The sequence below is a fragment of the Asticcacaulis sp. genome, from assembly GCF_035497195.1.
Lineage (GTDB): Bacteria > Pseudomonadota > Alphaproteobacteria > Caulobacterales > Caulobacteraceae > Asticcacaulis.
Genome location: NZ_DATJDZ010000017.1, coordinates 229,756 through 253,285, shown reverse-complemented (window position 1 = coordinate 253,285; position 23,530 = coordinate 229,756). Strand labels below are relative to the sequence as shown.

The 23,530-nt window shown below is 60.4% G+C and carries 17 protein-coding genes; 13 read left to right on the top strand and 4 right to left on the bottom strand.

What is annotated here, in order from left to right:
* Positions 1–18: 18 nt before the first annotated feature.
* A complete protein-coding gene (locus VL130_RS09920) occupies positions 19–1,302 on the top strand; it encodes a sugar MFS transporter (protein WP_325362717.1) in 1,284 nt (427 codons plus the stop codon).
* A gap of 29 nt (positions 1,303–1,331) precedes the next feature.
* Positions 1,332–2,219 (top strand): MurR/RpiR family transcriptional regulator, encoded by an 888-nt coding sequence (locus VL130_RS09915; protein ID WP_325362716.1) that lies wholly within the window; start codon positions 1,332–1,334, stop codon positions 2,217–2,219.
* Here VL130_RS09915 and VL130_RS09910 read toward each other — a convergent pair.
* Positions 2,206–4,185, bottom strand: coding sequence for a hypothetical protein (locus tag VL130_RS09910; protein ID WP_325362715.1), 1,980 nt, complete (start codon positions 4,183–4,185; stop codon positions 2,206–2,208). The two genes, VL130_RS09915 and VL130_RS09910, sit on opposite strands and share 14 nt — an antisense overlap.
* Positions 4,186–4,520: 335 nt before the next feature.
* On the opposite strand from VL130_RS09910, the gene VL130_RS09905 reads away from it, so the two are divergent.
* The 4 genes from VL130_RS09905 to VL130_RS09890 all read left to right on the top strand — a co-directional run bounded on the left by VL130_RS09905 (position 4,521) and on the right by VL130_RS09890 (position 12,250).
* Positions 4,521–7,895: a TonB-dependent receptor gene (locus VL130_RS09905; RefSeq protein WP_325362713.1), complete on the top strand. Its 3,375-nt coding sequence runs from the start codon at positions 4,521–4,523 to the stop codon at positions 7,893–7,895.
* 111 nt (positions 7,896–8,006) lie between these two features.
* Positions 8,007–9,509 carry a tryptophan halogenase family protein gene (locus VL130_RS09900; RefSeq protein ID WP_325362712.1) on the top strand — a complete coding sequence of 501 codons (1,503 nt, stop codon included), beginning with the start codon at positions 8,007–8,009 and terminating at the stop codon, positions 9,507–9,509.
* Entirely contained in the window at positions 9,506–10,333 is an 828-nt protein-coding gene (locus tag VL130_RS09895) for a spherulation-specific family 4 protein (protein WP_325362711.1), read from the top strand. The genes VL130_RS09900 and VL130_RS09895 overlap by 4 nt, the downstream gene beginning before the upstream one ends.
* Positions 10,334–10,348: 15 nt before the next feature.
* Positions 10,349–12,250: an NPCBM/NEW2 domain-containing protein gene (locus VL130_RS09890; RefSeq protein WP_325362710.1), complete on the top strand. Its 1,902-nt coding sequence runs from the start codon at positions 10,349–10,351 to the stop codon at positions 12,248–12,250.
* Positions 12,251–12,252: 2 nt separating this feature from the next.
* Here the strand turns inward: VL130_RS09890 and VL130_RS09885 are convergent, their stop codons facing one another.
* From VL130_RS09885 to VL130_RS09875, 3 genes are all read right to left on the bottom strand, one after another.
* Entirely contained in the window at positions 12,253–13,512 is a 1,260-nt protein-coding gene (locus tag VL130_RS09885; protein WP_325362709.1) for a D-amino acid dehydrogenase, read from the bottom strand.
* Positions 13,509–14,645 (bottom strand): alanine racemase, encoded by a 1,137-nt coding sequence (gene alr / locus VL130_RS09880; RefSeq protein WP_325362708.1) that lies wholly within the window; start codon positions 14,643–14,645, stop codon positions 13,509–13,511. Before alr ends, VL130_RS09885 begins: the two co-directional genes overlap by 4 nt.
* A 137-nt stretch (positions 14,646–14,782) precedes the next feature.
* A complete protein-coding gene (locus VL130_RS09875) occupies positions 14,783–15,418 on the bottom strand; it encodes an FMN-binding negative transcriptional regulator (protein WP_325362707.1) in 636 nt (211 codons plus the stop codon).
* A gap of 221 nt (positions 15,419–15,639) precedes the next feature.
* Between VL130_RS09875 and VL130_RS09870 the strand changes: the two genes are divergently transcribed.
* From VL130_RS09870 to VL130_RS09840, 7 genes are all read left to right on the top strand, one after another.
* Complete coding sequence (locus VL130_RS09870; protein ID WP_325362706.1) at positions 15,640–17,016, top strand: P1 family peptidase; 1,377 nt, start codon at positions 15,640–15,642, stop codon at positions 17,014–17,016.
* A 140-nt stretch (positions 17,017–17,156) separates the two neighbouring features.
* A complete protein-coding gene (locus VL130_RS09865) occupies positions 17,157–19,295 on the top strand; it encodes a TonB-dependent receptor (RefSeq protein WP_325362705.1) in 2,139 nt (712 codons plus the stop codon).
* 116 nt (positions 19,296–19,411) lie between these two features.
* The gene (locus VL130_RS09860; RefSeq protein WP_325362704.1) at positions 19,412–20,389 is read left to right on the top strand and encodes a LysR substrate-binding domain-containing protein; all 978 of its coding nucleotides are present in this window, start codon (positions 19,412–19,414) and stop codon (positions 20,387–20,389) included.
* A gap of 42 nt (positions 20,390–20,431) precedes the next feature.
* Positions 20,432–20,770 (top strand): type II toxin-antitoxin system RelE/ParE family toxin, encoded by a 339-nt coding sequence (locus VL130_RS09855; RefSeq protein ID WP_325362703.1) that lies wholly within the window; start codon positions 20,432–20,434, stop codon positions 20,768–20,770.
* Positions 20,767–21,048 (top strand): helix-turn-helix domain-containing protein, encoded by a 282-nt coding sequence (locus tag VL130_RS09850; protein WP_325362702.1) that lies wholly within the window; start codon positions 20,767–20,769, stop codon positions 21,046–21,048. Before VL130_RS09855 ends, VL130_RS09850 begins: the two co-directional genes overlap by 4 nt.
* A 155-nt stretch (positions 21,049–21,203) precedes the next feature.
* Complete coding sequence (locus VL130_RS09845; protein ID WP_325362701.1) at positions 21,204–22,442, top strand: serine hydrolase; 1,239 nt, start codon at positions 21,204–21,206, stop codon at positions 22,440–22,442.
* A 2-nt stretch (positions 22,443–22,444) separates the two neighbouring features.
* Complete coding sequence (locus tag VL130_RS09840; RefSeq protein ID WP_325362700.1) at positions 22,445–23,518, top strand: PepSY-associated TM helix domain-containing protein; 1,074 nt, start codon at positions 22,445–22,447, stop codon at positions 23,516–23,518.
* The last annotated feature ends 12 nt before the right edge of the window (positions 23,519–23,530 follow it).

The following is a 23,530-nucleotide window of genomic DNA, read 5'->3' as shown; positions in this document are numbered from 1 at the left end:
CGAGGGGAAACATAAGCCATGCCGACACCTGGACTCTCATCCGCTGCGAACGCGCCACAAAAAACACCTTGGGGCGCTGTCCTGATGTTCTGCGGTCTGTTCGCCATCTTCGGTTTTGTCACCTGGCTGAACGGTCCGCTGATCACCTTCTCCAAGCTGGCCTTCTCGCTTAACGACGTCGAAGCCTTCTTCGTGCCGTCGGTCTTTTACCTGTCGTACTTCTTTCTGGCCCTGCCGTCGGCCTTTATCCTGCGCAAGACCGGCATGAAGACCGGTATGGCGCTGGGCCTGCTGGCCATGGCCATAGGCGCCGCCGGCTTCGGCCAGTTCGCTTCCATGCGGCTGTTTCCGCCGACGCTCGCCTCGCTGTTCGTTATCGGCGCCGGGTTGTCCCTGCTGCAAACGGCCTCCAACCCCTACATTTCCGTGCTGGGCCCCATTGAATCGGGCGCGCAACGCATCGCCCTGCTCGGCATCTTCAACAAGCTGGCCGGCGCCGCAGCACCTGTCGTCATCGGCACATTGATCCTCAACGGCATCGGCCAGATGCAGACCCAGGTCGACGCCGCTCCGACCACCGCCGCCCGCGAACTGCTGCTCAACGCCTTCGCCGCCCGCATCCATCTGCCCTATCTGTTGATGGGCGCTTTCCTCGCCGTCATTGCCTTCCTGGTCTACAAATCGCCCCTGCCCAATATCAGCGATGACGCCAATCCGGGCGCCGGCAAGGGCTTCTGGGCCGCCGCGCCGCAGATGTTCTTCGGCTTTCTGGCCATCTTCTTCTATGTCGGGGTCGAGGTCATGGCCGGTGATGCCGTCGGCACCTATGGCAATGGCTTCAACCTGCCACTCGACCAGACCAAGTTCTTCACCAGCTTCACCATGGTCACTATGCTGATCGGCTATATCTGCGGCCTGATCGCCATTCCGCGCTTCACCAGCCAGGAAAAGTATCTGACCTTTTCGGCCGTGCTCGGCATCCTGTTCAGCGTCGGCGCCTTCCTGACCAGGGGTTACACCTCCGTCGCCTTCGTCTGGGCGCTCGGTTTCGCCAACGCCATGATGTGGCCGGCCATCTTCCCGCTCGGCATCCGCGGCCTCGGCAAGCTGACCGAGTTCGGCGCGGCCTTCCTGGTCATGGGGATCATAGGCGGCGCGGTCATCCCGCAGTTGTTCGCCCACTTCAAGGACCAGTACGGCTTCCAACTCGTCTTCCTCTGCCTGGTGGTGCCGTGTTACGCCTATATCTTGCTGTTCGGACTGTTCGCCGGCCGTAAGAGCAGGCCTAACCCTATGTTGTAAAACAGTGTAATTTTGCTACAACGGCGGACATGACCGTATTGAATGACATCCTGACCACCATCCGCGAACGCGCCCCGCATGAAGAGGGGGTAAATCTGAAGATCGGCGAGGAGATCCTCCGCGATCCGGCCACGGTGGTCGATGTCAGCATCAAGAGCTTCGCCAACCGGATCGGAGTCAGCGAACCCTCGGTTATTCGTTACTGCCGGTCGATCGGTTGCGAGGGATTTAAAGAATTCAAGAAACACCTGGCGCAATCGCTGGTGCTTGAGCAGAAGTTCGCCAAGGCACCGACATCTATCGGTGGCGAAGACAATAGCGGCCAGACCGGCGATGAACGGTTCGACCGGCTGACCGCCAGCGTCGCCATCGCCTTGCGGTCGGTCAGTGAAACCGGGCATTTCGAGCAGATCGATGCGGCGGCCAAGGTTCTGATGGCGTCATCGACGATTGCGGTATTCGGGGTCGGCGGCAGTTCGGCCATACTTGCGATGGAGGCGCAGAACCGTTTCTTCCGTCTGGGATTGCGCGCGGTGGCCCATGTCGACAGCTACATGCAGCGCATGATGGCCGCCACCCTGAAAAAGGGCGATTGCGTGCTCATCGTCTCATCGACCGGCGAACCGGAAACCCTGGCGGAAAGTGCGCGCATCGCCCGTAGTTACGGCGCCAATTGTATCGCCATGGCGCCGCAGGAAAGCACGCTGGCCGGCCTCGTGGATATCCTGATCCCCATCGAACTGGCGACGGACATTCCGTACCACCAGCCCAACCCGGTCCGCTTCGCGCAGATGTTCGTGCTCGATTGCATCGCCGACCGGGTGGCGCTGATGATCGGCAAGCCGGCCATGGAGACCCTGCGTCGCGTCTCTTCGGCCGTGTCGCCGCAGCAGCATTACCTGCCTACGGGCGACTGACCGGCGTCAGGTCGAGCGTTATCACCTCGAACGGTTGCAGATGCAGCATAACGGCTTGGCCGGCCGTCAGTGTCATGTCCGGCGTTTTGGCATTTTTCCACGGACTGCGGGCGGCGTAGATCATGGCGGCGTCGGCGGGCAGTTCTAGGGCAATTCCGATATCCAGCGCATAGGCCTGCGCCTGATCCGAGGGATTGCGCAGGGTGAGGGTGCCCTGGCGTGGTGACCAGGCGGCCCAGCCATAGACCTCAAGCTGACCCGGATCACCACCGATCCAGTGGGTATCTTTCAGGATATCGGCGTTTGCCCGCGACCAGTTCGCCGCCTCGGCCAGCGTATCCCAGTCCGATGCGTTGAGCAGGGACGGGGTGATGTACATTTCCTGCAAGGCTGTGCCGCTGCCGAAATAGGAATGAACCTCGTCAGCAAATTCATGTTTCGGATCGGTATCGAGACCGATAGCGTGCTGGGCATAGATTACGCCATGCAGCACGACGGAATTGAGCGGAAACAATGGTCCGCCGATAACGATATTCTGGTATTCCTCGCGGTCACGGTAGGTCATCCAGCGCTGGCGATCGGAGCCGACGCCGGTGAAGGCATGATCCTGACCGCCCCGCCAGATAGAGTCGGCATAGATCAGCCAGGCCGGCGAGGGATAGGTGCCGGTGGTGACGTTGATGAACAGGTCCGGCCGGGCGGCGCGCAGGTCATCGATCAGATGGATGGCGGCGTCGAAATCACTGTTGAAACGGCTGCCGGGGAACACCTTGCCGGCATTGCCGGTGCCGTCGAGCTTGAACTGGTTGACGCCCTGCCGGGTGACGAGATCGAGCGTCGCCTCGCGGAAATCATCATAATATTTCGGGCCGGAGAGGGCGAAGCCGCCGTCGATGATCTCATAACCGGTAGTCTGGCTGTTGGCGATGCGCGCCGCCTTGTTCTTGTTGTATCCGCCCCACGGCGACAGCCAGACGCCGGGCGCCGCGCCGTATTTAGCGGCGGCGTCGCGCAAGGGGATGAAACCGTGCGGGAAGGCTTTGCTGAATTTCCAACTGCCGGACATGTCATCCCAGCCGTCATCAAACAGGAAGGAGTCGATTTTCACGCCGCGCTTGACAGCCAGTTCTTCGCCGAAAGCATGGATGCGGTCGAGCGCATCGGCCTCGGTATAGGCTGTGTCATAGCCGATGTCGTACCAGGAATTATAATGCAGGAAGGTGCGGTAAGGGTGGGCGCGTTCGGCTTCGATATAGCCGAGGAAATCGCGGCGCAACTGACCGGGCGAAGTGACGCCGATGACGGCGGACCAGGTTACGCTCTGGCCCTTGCGCAGGGGCAGGGCATTGTCGATCTGGGTCCAGGCCGCGTCTGATTCCACGATGGCATGGCTGTAGGCCAGCGGGTTTTCGAACATCACATAATCATTGCCCGCCACGATGGGTGAACCATTGACCTTGCCGGATATTTCCGCGCCCGGCGCGTTCAGGTCCATGAGACGCACCTGCGGAATCATCTCGTCCTGCTTCAGCGCCGTGAGGGTGACGACTTCCCGCACATATTTGGCCCCTTCGGGCTGCACCAGCCGCCACTCGATACGCAGCCGGCCGTCCTTGTCGGTGAAACTGCCCTGAATTTCCTGGCGCACTTGCGTTTCGGAAAGCCGGGAAGCCTTTGCATTGCCCGGTACAGTCACCACGCGCAAAGGGGCGGTCAGGTCAAGATCGGCCAGTGTCAGGGGCGGGCCATCTTGGAGCGAGACGGTGAAAGGCGCGGTGACGCTTAAGGTACGGTCGGTCAATTTGTCGCTGAAACGGAAATCCGACATTTGGCCGCCATCGACCGTCCATGTCAGGGCGGCATTCTGGTTGCCGAAGGTCTGTAATTCACCGGCGGCGGCCGCCGAATGCAGGCCCGGCAGGGTCAGGAGCGCCAGGAGGGAGACGCAGGCTTTGAGCGCGGACATCGATTTTTCCTTATGCGTAGCTTCGCTACATAATATGGGCTACAGTTTTTTGATAAGTCAATTTTTAAATGGAGCGCATTGGTCCCGGACACTGGCTGGACGCAGACATGGCTCTTTCACCCGGATATTGCCACCGAAAACCTTGTCTGGGTTCGGAAAATTGATCAATCGCAGGTTAGCCCGTCAGCGGAGCCGGTAGTGTCTGATTTGCAACAGGCGCCTTGTTAATTGTCATATAATTTTGCGTGACGTCTAACAGGGTTTGACATTTGTAGTAAATGTAGCATCATGACTGTAGCTCTTGTAGCTTAAAATGAAAAAGGGAAGACAGAGGGATGAAGACCAGGAAACATAAATGCGGTGTTTCGCGCACGGCGCTGACGATGGCGCTGTTTTGCGGATTGATAGGGGGCGTGAATCATGCCTATGCGGCGCCGCAGGATACGGACGCCACGGAAAACGCCGATAAGGCGCTCGATACGACCATCGTCGTCGTCGGGTCCCGCAAGGCGCTGAAGACGGCTCAGGATGTCAAGAGGAGCGCCGATACGATCGTCGATTCCATCACCGCCACGGATATCGGCGCCTTCCCGGATAAGTCGGTCGCCGAGGCCTTGCAGCGCGTGCCCGGCGTGACCGTCATGCGTTCGGTCGCCGGCGGAGATGTCATGCACTTCCCGGCCGAACCGACGGGCGTGATTATTCGTGGTCTTCAGCAGGTGAAGGCCGAATTCAACGGCCGCGATATCTTCAGCGCCGGTTCGGCTGCCGGCCTGAGCTGGGAAGACGTGTCGCCGGAAATGCTGGCGGGTGTCGATACCTACAAGAACCTGACGGCGGACATGCTGGAAGGCGGTATTGCCGGCACGGTCAACCTGCGCACACGCCTGCCGTTCGATCAGAAGGGCCAGCTTATCTCCGCCACGATCGAGGGTGATTACGGCGATCTCAGCAAAAAATGGACGCCATCGGGATCGGCGCTCTATTCCAACCGCTGGCGCACCGAACTGGGTGATTTCGGCTTCCTCGGTGATATTGCCTATTCCAATATTGAAACCACCAGCCAGGGGGCGACCCTGCCGCGCATGATGCCGTTCGCCGCCGGCGTCTATTCGGACCAGATGAACTTCATCCCGTCCGGCATCAGCTACAACAACACCGTCTACGACCGGACGCGCAAGGGCATTTCCCTGGCCGGCCAGTGGGCCAGCACCGACAATCATTTCAAGGCGACGCTCCAGTACAACAAATCAACCTACGAAAACACCTGGAACGAAGACCAGTTGCTCAGTTTCTGGGCGTGGGTCGATCCGGCCACGACCAATGAATCGACCGTATGGACGGACGGCAGCCTGATCGCGCCGCCCGATGCGCCGGGCCTGGGCATCAATGAAGCCGGTGGTGGTACGCCGTTCACCTTCGGCAGCAACGGCATGTTCCAGAACGGCGTCATTACGGCCTCTGCCGGTGGATGGGGCTATGGCAGCATCGCCGACTGGTCCACCGGCGAATATCAGGTCGGTTCGACCGACCAATACGGCACCTATGGCCAGTACGGCATCGATAAGCCGATTTACCAGCCGTGCCTGAAATCCGATGTCACCCATGCCAACCAGCCGTGCCGCCTGGGGCCTGCGGTCAATCTGGCAACCCGTTACTCAACCGAAAGCCGCACGGTCGAAGACACCGCGCTCAATTTCGTCTGGACGCCGACCGATCGGCTCAAGCTGACCTTTGACGCGCAGCATGTCCTGTCCGTCAATACGCACTACGATATAACCTACCGCAACGGCACCTACGCCAATGTGGGCCTGGACCTGACCGGCGATCTGCCGAAGCTGAGCTTCTCGGCGCCGTCAGGCTATAATGTCGTCGGCACGGATCCGATGTCCGATTATCGCAACTACTTCAATGAATCGATCATGGACCACCTGGAAGATTCCAAGGCCACCATGAACGCCTTCCGAATCGATGGCGCCTATGCCTTCGATGGCCCGTGGCTGAACGAACTGCGTGTCGGCGTCCGGATGTCGGAGCGCGACCAGCTCAATAAATGGTCGGCCTATAACTGGCAGAGCATTTCCAGCAACTGGGGCGCCAATCCCGCCGATTCCTTCCACCTCGATGCGCCGGCTACGGCGAACTTCGCGGGTTATCCCGGCACCTACTGGCAGACGCGGGCCTTCGGCGACAGCGGAATGCTGGATGGCCTGATCGGGCAGAGCCAGTTCGTCACCATCAATCCGGAATATCTCAAGGATATCAATTTGATGGAGCAGACCTTTGGCATGACGACGCAGAAGGCCGGCGGCAAGACGCCCTCATCGAACTGGGATCCGATCTGTATGCGCGCCGCCAATATCGCCGGCAGTTGCTTCCAGCCGGGTGAAATCCTCAATGTCAATCTGAAGCAGGATTCCGCCTATGCCATGCTGAAATTCGGCGGGCCTGACGCCGTTGTCTTCGGCGATATTAGCCTGTCGGGTAATGTCGGCGTGCGGGTGGTCCAGACCAACCTGACCAGCATCGGCGCCACCAATTTCGCCGTGCCGTTCACCTTTGACGAAACGAACTGCGTGCCGCTCACGCCGGAGCAGATTGCCGCCCTCGGTCCCAATCAGTACGCCATTTCGCCCGGATGCCTGGGGCAGAATTCGCTCGACGATCAGGCTTTCTCGGACGGCGGTTTCGCCAGTTCGACGGTCAAGACCAAGCATACCTATACCCTGCCCAGCCTGAACCTGAAGTTCTCGCTGCCGGAAAACTGGATCGTGCGCTTTGCCGCCTCGCGTGGCATGTACATGCCGGATATCGGCCTGCTCAAGAACTACACGACGCTGCAACGCAGCTTTGTGCCGCAATCGGCGATCACCGTCGGCAATCCGAGCATTGTACTGGATGGCGCGGGCAATCCGAGCAGCTATATCTTTGGCTATTCCGGCAGCACGGGCAATGCGCGCCTGAAGGCTATCACGGCCGATCAGTTCGACCTGTCCGTCGAGCGTTACTTCGCCGAGGTCGGTTCGTTCAGCTTTGATATCTTCTCGAAGAAGTTCCACGACTATATCCAGAACGGCACCTTCGTTGTTCCGATAACCCATAACGGCGTCACCCGCGATGTCGCCGTGCATGGTCCGGTCAACGGAGAAGGGGCCAGCGTCAAGGGTTTTGAAGTGGCTTATCAGCAATACTTCACCTTCCTGCCCGCGCCATTTGACGGCCTCGGCATCCAGGCCAACTACACGCACCTGCATAATGAAGGCGTGCAGAATTCCAACCTGACGCTCGATACGGCGGATGGCTCCACCATCACGCGCTCGGCGCAGGACGGCATGATCAATCCGGGCCGTCTGGAACAGCTTTCGGATGACTCCTATAATCTGATCGTGATGTACGACAAGGGATCGTTCGGCGGACGCCTGGCCTATAACTGGCGGTCGAAATACGTCAATTCGGTCAATGACTGCTGCATCGGCTTCCCGGTGTGGAACCAGGCCGAAGGTTTCCTCGACGGTTCGCTGCGCTATGCGCTCAATTCCCACACGGAAATCGACCTGCAAGGCACCAACCTGCTCGATACCCGTCCGAAGATCTTCCAGGAGGTTTTGGGGCCAACGGCGGCCAATCCCGATCAGGCGCCCTTGTTCCTGCCGGCCGGGACCTTCGCCTTCGATCGCCGTATCCAGTTGAGTGTGCGGATCAAGTACTAAACCTTACGTCCATGCCCTTTCCCGCCGTTCCCCGGCGGCATGGATCACTTAAGGCGCGCAGCGGTTAGGCTGCGCGCCGCCTTTTCACTTTAAAACGCCAGGCCTTCGTCAATGACTGAATCCGTGTCCAAAATGCAGAGGGTCGTCATTCTGGGCGGCGGCACCGCCGGCTGGATGGCGGCGGCCTGTCTGTCGAAGGTCTACGGCGAAAGCCTCTCCGTCACCCTTGTTGAATCGGCCGAAATCGGCACGGTCGGCGTCGGTGAATCGACCATACCCATGATCAATCTGTTCAATTCGATCCTGGGCATTGAGGAAGCCGATCTGATCCGCGAGACCGAGGCCACCTTCAAGCTGGGTATCGAGTTCATCGACTGGACCCGGATCGGCCATAGTTATCTGCATCCATTCGGCGCCTATGGCATGAATATGGAGGGCATCGGCTTCCATCACTACTGGCTGCGTCTGGCGGCCCATGAGGGCGCGAAGGACTACGGCCAGTTCAATATGGAAACCCTGGCGATCCGGTCGGGGCGCTGCGGTCCCACCGCCACCGATCTGCCGCAGATCAAATTGAACAAGGCTTATCAATTCGACGCCAGCCTCTATGCCGCCTTCCTGCGGCGCTACAGCGAGGTGCGCGGGACCGTTCGCATCGAAGGACGGGTAAAGGATGTCCATCTCAACCCGGACAGCGGCGACGTTACCGGCCTCTCACTGGAAGACGGACGGACGATCGAGGGCGATCTGTTCATCGATTGCTCAGGCTTTTCGGCCTTGCTGATTGGCAAGACACTGGGCGTGCCTTACCAGGACTGGAGCCAGTGGTTGCCATGCAATCGCGCGGTTGTTGCGCCGTGTGAAACCGCCGGACCGCCGGCGCCCTATACCCGCGTCACCGCTTATGAGGCCGGGTGGCAGTGGCGCATTCCGCTCCAGCACCGGACGGGCAACGGTTACGTCTATTGCGACGCCTTCGCGGGAGATGACGAAGCCGCCGAAAAGCTGCTCGGCCGCCTGGAGGGCAAGGCGCTGGCCGAACCGAGGCTGCTGAAATTCACGGCGGGGCACCGCGCCCGCATGTGGGAGAAGAATGTCGTTTCCCTGGGTTTGGCGTCGGGATTCCTGGAGCCGCTGGAATCGACATCGATCTATCTGGTGCAAAGCGCGCTGGCGCGGCTGATGGCGTTGTTTCCGCGCGGTCCGGTAAATCCAGGCGTGCGGACGAAATTCAACGACGACATGAACGCCGAATATGCCTGTATTCGTGACTTTCTGATCGCCCATTACAAGCTGACGGAGCGCGAGGATACGCCCTTCTGGCGTCAGTGCCGCGCGATGGATATTCCCGATACGCTGCGTATGCGGCTTGAGGTGTTTGCGTCCGAAGGCCTCCTGCTTGAATTCCCTCAGGACCTGTTCAAGGACTCAAGCTGGTTTTCGGTGCTGATGGGGCAGGGGCTTCGTCCGAAAACCTATCATCCGCTGGCCGACGCCATGCCGAGAGAGGAATTCCTGAACCGGATGGCGCAACTGCGCAAGATGATCGGCCAGCGCGCCTCGGCGCTGCCAGTGCACAGCCAGTATATCGATCATCTGAAAGGCGGCCAATGAAGATATATCTTTTGCTCCTGCTGATCTGGCTGGCGCCCGCCGTAGCGGTGGCGAAACCGCAACTGGCCGTGGTCAGTTACTGGGGGCACAGGGTTGAGAATTTCGAGCGCATTCCGGATCATACGGTCGCGCTGATCAATCCCAGCAGCGGCATACTGGTGAAAGGGTCGATCGACACGCCGGTCGATGATCTCGGCATTTACAAGGATGTTTTCCGCCGGGCGAAAAAGCACGACCTGCGTCTCTACGCCTATGTGCCGACCGGCTATTTCAATCACGACTGCAATACGGACGGCAAGTGCCAGACCTGGGCGCGCATAGAAGGGCAGGTGAAGACCTATTTCGAGCGGATGCCGGACCTCAAGGGCATCTTTTTCGATGAAACCGCGCCGGCGGATTATGATTGCGCTTTGTTCGACGCCGAATATCAAAAACTGCGCGCCCTGGTGGCGAAATACCGGCCAGACGGCAAGATCATCTTCAATGTCGGGATGCCGGATGTCTGCGCGGTCGGGGCTACTTCGCCGGGCGAAATGATCGTGCTGTTCGAGAATGACGGCCAGCATTACGTCAATGATTACAAGCAGATCAAGGTGGCGACCGACCTGGCCAAATCGAAGGGCGCCGAGGTCTGGCATATCATCAATAATATTCCGACCGATAAGGAACTGGGCGCCGTGTTGCGGGCGTCGGATGTCTATGCGCCGGACTATCTCTATGTGATAGATGTTAGCGGCGACTGGCAGGCGGGATTCGATACCTATGGCGACCTGCCGGCCTACTGGAAGGCCGAGGTTAAAGCGCTGACCGGCAATGCGAAATAAACAGGGAAAGTATCCATGCGCCTAAAAACCCAACTTCTGATCGCCAGTGTCATGGTGGCCCTGATTTCTCCGCTTTCGGCCTTCGCACAACCGGTTGCAAAGGGCGTCTGGCTGGGCAATGAGGCCGGCGCCGCGAAGACACCGCCGATGGGCTGGAATAGCTGGAACGCCTTTCGCACCGAGGTTGACGAAGACAAGGTAATGGGAGCGGCGCAGGCGCTGGTCGATGACGGGCTGGCGAAGCTGGGCTATACCTATGTCAATCTCGATGATGGCTGGTGGCGCAAGCGCCGGCTTACCGATGGGCGCATGATTGTCCGGACCAGCATCTTCCCCTCGGCGGATACGCCTGACGGGAACACCAGTTTTCGCCCGTTTACCGACCGCCTCCATGCGATGGGCCTGAAGGCGGGCCTCTATACCGATGTTGGCCGCAACGCCTGTTCGCAGGCCTTCGATCTGCATTCACCGAACCTGCCCGAAGGCACGGCCGAGGAGCGGCAGGTCGGGCTTGATGGCCATGTCGAGCAGGATATAAACCTCTATTTCGGCGAATGGGGCTTTGACTATCTCAAGGTAGACGCCTGCGGGCTGGCCGATTTCGCACCGGACTCCAAGCTGGTGAAGGACAATGGCTATATCGGCCTGAAACCGGAAATCTACCGTGACGCCATAAACCGGACGGACGATGCCAGCGTGCAAAAGCGCTATGCGCGCGTGGCCGCCGCCCTGAAGGCCGCAAATCCCGATCAGGACTATGTGTTCTCCCTCTGCGACTGGGGCATGGCCGATGTCCGGTCATGGGGTAAGGATGTCGGCAGTTCGTGGCGGACCTCAAGCGATATCACGCCCAACTGGTCGAGTATGCTGCACAACTATGACAGCGTGGCCAAGCGGGCGCTCTATGCCGGGCCGGGCCACTGGAACGATCCGGATATCCTGTTCATTGGCGAAGGTGAGTTTGACGCCGGTCACCTGACCGAGGCCAGGTCGCATTTCTCGCTCTGGGCCATGATGAGCGCGCCCTTGCTGATCAGCTATGATCTGAGAAAAGCACCGACAGTACTTCTGGACATCTGGCGCAACGCCGACCTGATCGCCGTCGATCAGGACCCCGCCGGCAACCAGGCGACCATCGCCTACGATTCCGACGACGCGCAGATTCTGGTAAAAACGATGGCCGATCACCGCAAGGCGGTGGCCCTGTTCAACCGCACAGCGTCGCCGGTGACGGTGACCCTGCTGGCCAGCCACCTGAAACTGCGGGATGACGCGCCGGTCGAACTGGTCGATCTGTGGTCGAAAGCCAAAAGCGAATTCACGGGGCAACTGGCCGTCAAGCTGGCGCCGCACGAAACGCAGGTGTTTTCCGCAAGCGGGAGCCGCGAGCTGGCCGATGGCGTCTATCTGTCAGAGATTCCGGGCGCGATCAATGTGGCGGATGACGGCGTGAAAACACCTGTTCCGGACCCGACGATCCACCGGATGATCGACCCCTGGGCCGGCACCACTTCCGGCAGCGCCCGGCCGCAATATGCCGGTTGGGGTGGCGCGCAGGCTGACACGACGCCCTACGGCCAGGCTTTGCAGGTCGCCGGGCAACATTATGAGAGCGGTATCGGCGTATTGGGCAACTCGCTTTTGCAGGTCAAAAATACCGGCGGTTACAGCTCGTTCCGCGCCACGGTCGGCGTGGACGACTCGACCCAGAACCGCGCCCATCCGGTGACCTTTTCGGTCTATGCCGATGGCAAGCTGGTCACCAAAACGCCGCCGATGAAGTTTGGCGATCACCCCCGCGATATTGTGGCCGATATTGCCGGGCACAAGATTATAGAATTGGTATCGGCGAGTGAGGCGGCGGCGAATGAACTGCCGGTCGTTGTTACCTGGGGATCGGCCAGGCTGGAGAAATAGCGTCAGCCATAGCGCCCGATCGACAGGTCGGCGGTTTCGATCTCAGGCCTGATGCCGCTGATCATATCGGCCAGAACGCGCGCCGAGCCGCAACTCATGGTCCAGCCGAGCGTGCCGTGGCCGGTATTGAGCCAGAAATTGTCATAGCGGGTTCGGCCGATCACCGGTGTGCCGTCCGGCGTCATCGGGCGCAGGCCCGACCAGAACTTCGCTTGCGACTGATCACCGGCGCCACCAAACAGGTCTTCCACCGAATGAACGAGGGCGGCCTGGCGGGCGGGGGGCAGGTCGGTGCTGAAGCGGGCGATCTCGGCCATGCCGCCGATGCGGATACGGTCGCCCAAGCGGGTAATCGCCACCTTGTAGGTTTCGTCCATCACGGTCGAGACGGGGGCGCGGGCCTCATTGATGATCGGCACGGTGATCGAATAGCCCTTGACCGGATAGACCGGCAGGTCGAGACCCAGCGGCTTCACCAGCTTCGGCGTATAGCTGCCGAGCGCGCCGATAAAGATATCGGCTTCGTAGTGGCCCTGATCCGTTTCGACGGCGGTGATGCGTTGACCGTCATTGGGGCCATCACGGCGCAGGCCGCGGATATCGACATTATAGATGAATTTGACGCCAAGCGCTTCCGCCCGTTCAGCAAGCGCGGTGGTGAATTTGTAGCAGTCGCCGGTCTCGTCATTCGGCAGGCGCAGGCCGCCGACAATCTTGCTGGCGTCGATACCCGGTTCGGCCTTGGCGCAGCCGGCAGCGTCCAATATCTCGAACGGCACGCCGCCGGCCTTCAGCACCTCGACATCCTTGCCGATATTGTCGATCTGCTTCTGGCTGCGGAAGACTTCGAGCGTGCCTTGCGTGCGCTGGTCATACTGGATGCCGGTCTCGGCGCGTAAGCGCATCAGGCAGTCGCGCGAATATTCGGCGATGCGCACCATGCGGCCCTTGTTGCGTGTGTAGCGTGCCCTGGTGCAGTTGCGCAGCATGGAGAGCATCCAGCGCACGGTGGCCGGATCAACCGTCGGGCGCACGATCAGCGGCGCATGTTCCATGAACAGCCACTTCAGCGCCTTTTGCGGGATGCCGGGTGCGGCCCACGGCGAGGAATAACCGGGTGAGACCTCACCGGCATTGGCGAAACTGGTTTCCAGCGCGGCGCCCGGCTGGCGATCAATGACGGTGACCTCATGGCCGGCTTTTGCCAGATACCAGGCGGAGGTGACGCCGATCACGCCGGCGCCCAGAATAAGAATTTTCATTCAAGCCCCACATATTCACGATAGAAGCGGCGGCCCAGCGCCGTCAGGATTTCGTAGGAAATGGTGCCGGCGTTGGCGGCGATGGCGTCGATCGTCTGATGCGGCCCTATCAGTTCGACGAAGCTGCCGGCGGGCAAATCATCGGACAGGGCGCTGATATCGAGCATCAGGCTGTCCATCGATATGCGCCCGACGATGGGCAGGCGGATATCGCCGAACCACGCCGCGCCGTGATGGCTCAAGACACGCGGCAGGCCATCGGCGTAGCCGGCGCTGATAGTCGCCAGCCGCATGTCGTGCTCAGCCGTAAAAGTGCCGCCATAGCCGATTTGCGTACCGGCGGGCACGGTGCGCGTCTGGATCACCGCGACATGCAGGCTGATGACCGGCCGCATCGGGTTCGGACCGGCGTTATTGGGTGCGCCGCCGTAAAGGGCGATGCCTGGGCGCGTCAGGTGTTGCAGGAAATCCGGCCCCAAAAAAAGCCCGCCGGAATTGGCGAAACTGACCGGTACGCCGGGAAACAGGGCGCTGACCTCGCGCATATGCGTCAGTTGCCTGGCATTGGCGGCATGTTCCGGCGTATCGGCGCAGGCAAGATGGCTCATGATGAAGCGGATATCGAGCGCTGCCAGGGATTCGGGGGCAGCGGCGAGGGCGCGTGTCTCTTCAGGGGAAAGGCCCAGTCGCGCCATGCCGGTATCGAACTGCACCACGGCGGGCAGGCGCAGGCCGCGCGCCTTCGCCACATCTACCCAACGGGCAATTTGCTGGGGTGAATTGAGCACGGGAATGATGTCCAGATCGGCGGAGGCCGTTTCGCTGCCTTCCGGGAGGCCATTGAGCACATAGAGCGCGGCATCGGCTGGCAGGTGCGGACGCAGATCAAACGCCTCACATGCCTGGGCGACAAAGAATTGCCGGCAACCGGCCGTGTATAAGGCCGCGGATACCCGTATGGCCCCAAGTCCGTAGGCGTCGGCCTTGACCACGGCGCCGGTCACGGCGTTTCCGGCCTCGCTTTCGGTTTGGGCCGACAATTGCCGGTAGTTGGCGGTCAGCGCATCCAGATCAATGGTGAGATAACCGCCTGTCCCTGCGGCGAGGGCGCGCGATTCGAGTGAGGTTTGCATGGTGTCAGTCCGGGGAACGGTATTGTGGATAGCCTATGCCAGAGACGGCGGGATATGCTGCCGGACTATCGGTGAAACTGCGAAAACGGCGCGGTGTTCTCGAAGATTTAGCGAAAACAGCGCAAAAATATTGCGTATCAATCCGGCAGGTCGTTCATCAGGTCGGCGATGGCCTGGGCGTCGCTGAGGCCGGGCATTGCGCTCAGGCCATCGATTACTCTCTGGCGGTCGCCGACCGGATGAGTCTGGTTGAGTTTGGTGGTGCCGTCGATGCTTTTGACATGGATGCGAAACGAGCGGATCATCGGTAGCAGTTCCATGACCTTGCCCTCCGGCGCGTCTTCCATCGTCCACGGATTGGTCCAGTGCGATTCCATCAGGGCGATTGTCCGGCGCAGGATCGCCAGTTGCGAGGCGTCGTCGTCGATCGGTTGCAGGATGCCGCGTACGCGGGCGCTGATATAGTCCCAGGTCGGCACGGTCAGCTTTTCGGCATACCAGCGCGGCGAAATATAGGTGCGCGGTCCATTGAAAACCGCCAGAACCGCCTGGCCATCGGTCAGCGCTGCGGCGTGCGGATTGCGGCGCGCCATATGGCCGATCATCGTGGCCTCGCTGTCGTCGAATTCAAAAATGATTGGGGTCAGCGTGGCGTGCAGATCGGGCGAGATCAGGGTGGCGAACGGATATTGCCGGACGATAGCGGCCGGATCGGCGGCGCCATAAGGGCCTTCAGCATATTGCGACGGCGGCGGGAAAATCGGTTCGGCCATGGATTCGTCTCGAAGCAGCGGTTGTTTTTCAAGTCATATGCCGCGCCGCGCGCTTGCGGAAGATGCGAAACCGGTATGCAATGGTGCGTATCCATCACCAAAAGCGCGTTCGAGGCGGCGAGTGGTGATGTCAGATCACCGCGCCCGACCCTTTTCGCAATCCGCGCCCGCGCTGTATTGGCGCAAGTTCGGCGCATAACCACACATGGGGATATAGACCAATGCTGAAAGTCGCCACCTGCCTGTCCGCGCTGCTTGCCGGCGCCATGCTTTTAACACCAGCTTTCGCGGCGGATGCGCCCGTGCCGCCGGATTCCCAGGCCAATCTCAAGCCGGTGCTCAATGCCGGCGGCAAGGCGCTGACCTTCGACTGGCCCATGCTCAGCATCGGCACCGGCGAATACAGCGAAGGGCCGACCGGCGTGACGGTTTTCCGTTTTGGCCGCAAGGTGCTGGGCGCGGTCGATGTGCGTGGCGGCGGACCGGGGACGGTCAATACCGAATATCTCAACCTGCATTACAATGTGCCCGAAGTGAACGCGGTCGTGCTGTCCGGTGGCTCGTGGTACGGACTGGAAACCGCCACGGCGGTCGGCACGGCACTGAAGGACGATGGCTTCAATACCGGCAACTGGGACAGCGTGGCCATGTCGGTCGGGTCGATCATCTATGATTATGGTCCCCGCCGGCTCAATGAGATCTACCCGGACAAGAAGCTGGCCCAGGCGGCTTTCCGCGCCGCCGTTCCCGGCATCTTCCGTAATGGCTCGGCGGGCGCCGGACGGATGGCAGAAACCGGCGACTTCTTCGGTTGCCAGGCGCATTCGGGGCAGGGCGGCGCCTTCCGTCAGATCGGTGACCTGAAGATCGCCGCCTTCACCGTCGTCAACGCCTATGGCGTGGTCACCAACCGCGACGGTACGATCGCCGCCTGTAACAACGATCCGTCATGGCCCAAGGGCGTCACCGTCACCGACCTGATGCACAACCTGCCGGAAAGCCGGAAAGCCGGCTGGGATACGATCAGCGGCCCGAAGCGCAACACCACCATCAGCCTGATTGTCGTCAACCAGAAGATGGACCCGGCCGAGTTGCAGCGTCTGGCCGTTCAGGTCCATACCTCGATGGCGCGCGGCATCCAGCCCTTCGCCTCGATGGGTGACGGTGATGTGCTCTACGCCATCTCGACTGGCGAGATCGACGCGCCCGACGGCCTGATCAATCCGGAACTGGGAGCGCTCATTTCGGACGTGATGTGGGACGCCATCCTCAATTCGGTGCCCGAACAGCCCGCCCAGCCGGCGCCGGTGGCGGTGGCCCCTGTGTCGGAAAAGACACTCAAGACATATAGCGGCGACTATCGCTTCTCCAGTTTCGTCACGGTGAAGGTGACCAATGAAGGCGGCAAGCTCTATGCCCAGGCGACCGGCCAGCGCAAGGCTTTCGCTATCGCCACGGATGCCAAGACTGAACTGCAACCCCTTGATAACGGCGAATATTTCGTCCCTGGCCGGTATCCCCTGGTTCTGAGTTTCAAGACGCCTGGAGAGCTTGTGATCAACCCCGGCCAGTGGCGGCAGACCGGCAAACGGCAATAGGCCGCACCCCTGTGGTGCGCGTGACGCACCGCAGGGGATCGTTTCAGCGCCTGTTCATAAATTGGTCACACTCACAACACTGGGGTCTCAAGTGGAACAACCACAGGCACAGGGGATTTGTTGAAATGAAGCTTACCGGAATGAAAACCGCGTTGTTGGGAGCGTCCTGTCTGGCGCTGACGCAAGGCATGGCCTTCACCGCTGTTGCTCAGGAAGCCGCCGCCGCGCCGGCTGACGATACGATCGAGGTCATCGTCACCGCCCAGAAGCGCAGCCAGCGCCTGATCGACGTGCCGATGGGCATCACCGCTGTCGGCGGCGAGGAACTGAAGAAGCGGGGCATCGAAAGCATCCAGGACCTGTCCTTCCAGGTGCCCGGTCTGACCATGCGTGAAGACGGTCCCGGCTCCTATACGGTCTTCATCCGCGGCCTCGCCAACCAGTCGGGTTCCGGCGCGCTCGTTTCGCTCTATCTCGATGAAGCGCCCCTGTCGCTCAGCGGTTATGACCAGCTCAGCCCGGTCGCGCTCGACCTCAAGCGCGTCGAAGTGCTGAAAGGCCCGCAGGGTACGCTCTACGGCCAGGGATCGGCCGGCGGCACCATCCGCTACATCACCAATCAGCCGAACCTCAATCGCTATGAGGGCAGCATCGAGGCCGAAGGTTACGGCGTGGCGCACGGCGAAGCCGGCGGCAAGGTGACGGGCGTGATCAATGTGCCGCTCATCGAGGACAAACTGGCCCTGCGCGTCGCCGGTTCTTATGAAAGCGGTGGCGGCTGGATCGACCAGCCCGAAGCCGGCATCGAGAATGGCAACGGCACAGAACTGACCAATCTGCGCGCCACCTTGCTGTGGAAGCCGACCGAAAACTTTGACGCCAAGGCGATGATCCAGGTGCACCGCGCCGAAACCGAACTCGGCATGGGCTATGAAGAAGCCGACCGCACGGTCGATATCGCTATCGATCCGGCCACTGTGCTGATTCCCAAGGTTTTCAACTTTGACGTCTACAGCCTTGAACTGAACTATGATTTCGGCTTCGCCAGGTTGACCAGCGCCACCAGCTTCGTCGATCACCATCACGAATATCCGTTCACCTATATCGCCCGTCCGGGTAACTATTCCTACGGCATCACCGAAGGTAATGACGAGCGCTATGTCAGCGCCAAACAGTTCACCCAGGAAATCCGGCTGGCCTCATCGGGCAAGCCGTTTGAATGGACGATCGGCGCCTATTATGCCGACGGTCAGCGCCGCATGGATGATGACTACGCCTATAGCTATGCGCCTGACGGTGACCTCTATAGCGGCGGTGGCGACGTATATGACGGCCTTTATTACATCAGCGAATCCACCTCGAAGAACTATTCGATTTTCGCCGATGGCGCCTATCACCTGACGGACAAATTGACGATCGGCGGCGGCATCCGTTACTTCCATGACGACCAGACCAGCCTGATCCTGTATAGCCATCCCACGGGCAACGAACCTCACGACGAGGATACGTTCGAGTCGGTCGATCCGCGCGTCTATCTCTCCTACAAGTATGCGCCCAAGGCTAACCTCTACGCCAGCATTTCCAAGGGCTTCCGCAGCGGCGGGTTTAACGCGGCGGCGGTTGGCCACAACTACAATCCGGAAAAGGTCCTGACCTATGAAATCGGCACCAAGGGCATTGCCGCCGGCGGCAAACTTCAGTTCGACGTGGCGACCTTCTTTACCCAATACACGGATATGGTTCGTCGCCGCCTGATCCTGCAAGGTGGGGCCTATCTGTCGGAATCGAGCAATATCGGCGAGGTCGAGATCAAGGGCGTCGAAGGCAGCCTGGCGTGGAAAGCGACGGATCACCTGACCCTGACGGCCAATGCGGCTTATCTCGATAGTGTCATTGTTGACACCGATCCCGGCGACCAGGTGAATATCGTTGGCGATCGCGTCGATTACACGCCGAAGTACAGCTATACGCTCGGCGCCAATTACGACTTCGACTGGGCGGAAAATGTCCCCGGCTTTGCCCGCCTCGACTACAGCCATCGGGATGCGGTCAGCTATATCGATCGCTCGTCCTTTGCGCCGTCGGCCCTGCCGCAGATGTCCGACGCGCTCGATCTGGTCAATGTCCGCCTGGGCGCGGAAGTCGGCTCGGTGTCGTATGAACTCTACGCCACCAACCTGTTCGACCAGAACAAGTCCATCGACCCTTACCAGGGCTGGGCCAATGCCAACCGCACGCGTCCGCGCGTTGTCGGCGTCAAGGTCGGGTATTCGTTTTAAGCGCAAACCCGATGTGTAGCGTACCCGCGCCGGCGAAGCCCCCTTCGCCGGCGTCCCTTTACAGGTTACGGCTTTTGGGTGTTAATCATCGTCTGTTGTAAAAGGTGGCGTAGCTTATGGAACGATCGAGGGAAGAGCGTAACGAACCGGCCTATAGCCCGCCTTCGCGCAAGACGATTCCGCCGTTCGAGGCCTTGCGCGCCTTTGACGCCGTGGCGCGCCTCGGCGGGGTTCGCCAGGCGGCGCGCAGCCTCGGCCGTGACCATGCTGTTATCAGCCGCCACCTCAAGACGCTCGAACAATGGACCGGCGCCAAGCTGATCGAGCGAACGCCCAGCGGCGTGGCCCTGACCGAGGACGGCCGGCGCTATCACAGGGAAATCGCCAGCGCGATGGATTCCATCGCCGCCTCCACCATCGATCTGATGCGGCGTGGCTATCATAATCACCTGCATATTTCCTGCGCGCCCGGCTTTGCCCTGCACTGGATGTCGCGCCGTGTCGGCATGTTCGAGAAGCTCAATCCGGACGTCGAGATCGAACTGCGCCCGACCGACCGCAGCCCGGAAAACGGCCTCTACGAAACCGATATCGAGATCCGTTTCGTGCCGTCCTACCGCACGCTGGCCAAGCCTGCGCCGGGGATGCAATTCCAGGAGGTCGCCACCGTGCCGATCATCGCGGTGGCCAGCGCCGAGTATCTGGCTTCGGCGCCGGGGATCGCAACACCCGCCGATCTGGTCGGGCAGCGTCTGCTGCACGAATATGATTTCGACACCTGGGCGCACTGGCTGGCGGCGCACGGCGTCTATGACGAACTCGACCTGACCGGTCCGCGCCTGTGGCAAGGCCATCTGACGCTCGACGCCGCCATTCACGGACGCGGCGTGGCGCTGATCAACTACCTGATCGCCGACAGTTTCCTGCAATCGGGCGAACTGGTCGAGGTCGGCAAGGGCAATCCGGCCTTCCAGCCCTATGCCGAGGGCAAGTACCTGATCTACAGCCGCGCCGATCGCTGGGATACGCCGCTGATCCGCCGCTACCGCCGGTGGCTGATCGATACGCTCGGCAAGCAAGCCAACGCGGCCTGACGGGTATCTTGACATTTATACAAAAATTTGTATAAATTGGCGATGGCAATTGCGAAACCGTTGGAATTCAGAGGTAGCTCGCTCAGCGATTTGCGTGATTTTCCGCTTCCGGCGAAACGCGCGGCGGGATATCAGCTTGATCGTGTTCAGCATGGCTATGAGCCTGACGACTGGAAGCCCATGAGTGGCATGGGGAGCGGCGTTCAGGAAATCCGCATCCGTGATGAAGCGGGCGCTTTTCGGGTCATCTACGTCGCCAAATTTTCAGACGCTGTTTATGTTCTTCATTGCTTTCAAAAGAAGACGCAGAAAACAGCGAAACGGGATCTGGATATTGCAGAGTCTCGCTATCGAGACCTTGTTAGGGAAGTGAAGCCATGAGCAATGAACGATTTGACAGTGTGTGGGACGCCATCGAGACGACCTCTGCCCAGGCGGAAAATATGCGTCTTCGCGCCATGCTGATGACCGCCCTGAAGGATTATATTGCCCGTGAAGAGTTGACTCAGGCGCAAGCCGCCAAACTGCTCAGCGTTACGCAACCACGCATTTCCGATCTGCAACGCGGCAAGATCGATTTGTTCGGACTTGACGCCCTAGTGAACATGGTCGCGGATACCGGCCAGCATGTCGAAATGCGCATCTCGAACGCTGCCTGATTAAGCCTGCTGAGAAGCAACTCAAGTAATTAAAAACATTTGGGAAAATATTCGTGGTGTTCCACGCGCACCGCCGTTTCATCGCTACGCACCTTCGTAAGATCGCCGCTTGCCTGTAGGGCTTTTGAGGTATTCTTTCCGACAGGGGACCTGCGTTGAACGACCTGAGCTTGCATCCGAACGGCCCGCGATCCGACCGCACGGTCTGGACCCCCCGCGAACAGTCATCACTCAGGTCCAGATCCGGCAGCGCCGATTTTACCGAGGGCCAGGTGGGGTCGATGGTTGATCTCTACGCCGGCAACCTGATGCCGGATTTCCAGGCCCATACCCTGCAAAATACCGAACATGCCTTCGCTACGCGCACCATCCGGCGGGGCGGCACGGTTCGGCCGCTGGCCTACGGCGCGCAGTTCCTCAAGGATTTTCCGATCAACGCCGGTAATACGGAATATGATCTCTACGATTACGTGTCGCGCAACCGCGTCTCTGGCCTGCTGGTCATGCAGGATGACAAGGTGGTGTTAGAGCATTACGACCTCGGCATGAACGAAACCTCGCGCTGGCTGTCGATGTCGATGGCCAAGTCGTTCGCCACCACCCTGATCGGCGCGGCCATTCAGGACGGTTTGATCGGCGGTGTCGAGGACATGCTGACGCGCTATTTGCCGCAACTGATCGGCACGGCCTATGATGGTGTCACCATCCAGCAGCTTATGCAGATGACCTCCGGCGTGGCGTGGGACGACACCCACACCGATCCGAATTCCGAGCGCCGCCATATGCTCGACCTTCAGGTGGCGCAAAAGCCCGACGCCATTATGCGCTACATGACGACCCTGAAGCGCGTCGCTGCGCCGGGTACGGTGTGGAACTATTCGACTGGCGAAACCCATGTGGTCGGCGCGCTGGTCAAGGCCGCCACCGGCAAGTGGCTTTCCGATTACCTGTCGGAAAATATCTGGTCGCGCCTCGGCATGGAGGCCGACGCTTGCTGGTGGCTGGAGGCGAAGGATGGCCTCGAAGTCGCCGGGTCGGGCATCTGCGCCACCCTGCGTGACTATACCCGCTTTGCCCGTTTCATTCTTGATAATGGTGTCATCGATGGCGAACGCATCCTGCCGGAAAACTGGCTGCGCGAGGCGGCGTCTCCGCGCCTGATCGGCGGCAAGCAGGTCGATTACGGCTATATGTGGTGGCCGGTGGCGGACGCGAAAGGTTCGTTCGAGGACGGCGCATATTCGGCGCGCGGTATCTTCGGCCAGTATATCTATGTCAATCCGCGCCGCAAAATTCTGATCACCGTGCTCAGTTCGCGGGCCAAGCCGAAGGGCGCCGAGGCCATACTCGACAACGATTTCTTCAACGCCACGGTTCGGGCATTGGGAGGCTGACCATGCGCGCTTTACTGGTCAGGCTGCACCGTTATCTGAGCCTTATCTGCGTGGCCTTCTGGCTGGTGCAGGCCCTGACCGGCGTTCTGCTGGTCTATCGGCTGGAGATCTATGACGCGCTCATTCCCGGCGCGCAACAGCCGATCGACATGGCCGCCGTTGAGCAGGCCCTGATCCGGCTGGAGCATGATAATCCCGGCTGGACGCGCAATTCGATCTGGGCCTCAGGCAGCGGTGCGCATCGCTTCGATATCGTGCTCGATACGCCAGACGGCGCGCGCAATAGCTACTGGCGTGTCGATGGCGCTGGGCAGATTTTACAAGCTGGTCCGGTCAGCGAAGACAGCGGCGGCAGTCATTTCTTCAATACCCTGACACGCCTGCACTACACCCTGTTCCTTGGCGATATCGGGCGGTGGATCATCGCTGCCAGCGGCATTTTGCTGATCAGCAATATCATCATCGCCCTGAAAATGGCCTGGCCGCGCAAGGGGCAGGCGCTTAATGCCCTGAAACCGAGCAATCGCGGTAATCTGCGGGCGAAGCTGTTTTCCTGGCACCGCGCCATTGGGCTGTGGCTGGCTTTTCCGGCCATGATCATGGTGCTGTTTGGCGTCGGTGAAGCTTTGGAGGACGAGATTGGCGGCTGGCTGGGCGTTAAAGCCGACGGTCCGGAGGCGGCGCAGGTCGTCGCTGCCACACCGGCGATCGGGTTGAACACGGCTGTTAAAGCCGCCCTGCCGCTCTATCCGGCGGCGGCTATTTCCGGCATCGGTTTTCCGTCAACCGACGCGCCCTGGTACACCATCACGCTCCGCCAGCCGGCCGAACCGGTCAAGGCCTATGGCCGCACCAAGGTCTGGGTCGGTACGGACGGGCATGTGCTGAAAACGCACGATCCGCTGAAAGCCCCGGCGGCGCGGCAGTTCACCAAATTTCTCTATCCGGCCCATACCGGCGAAGCTTTTGGTCCATTGGGACGCGGGCTGGCTTTTGTGATCGGCCTGTGGCTGCTCGGCATGGGCATTTTGGGCGTCACCATGTGGATCGCCCGGCATCGTCAAGGGCGCCCGTAAAAAACCTGGTGA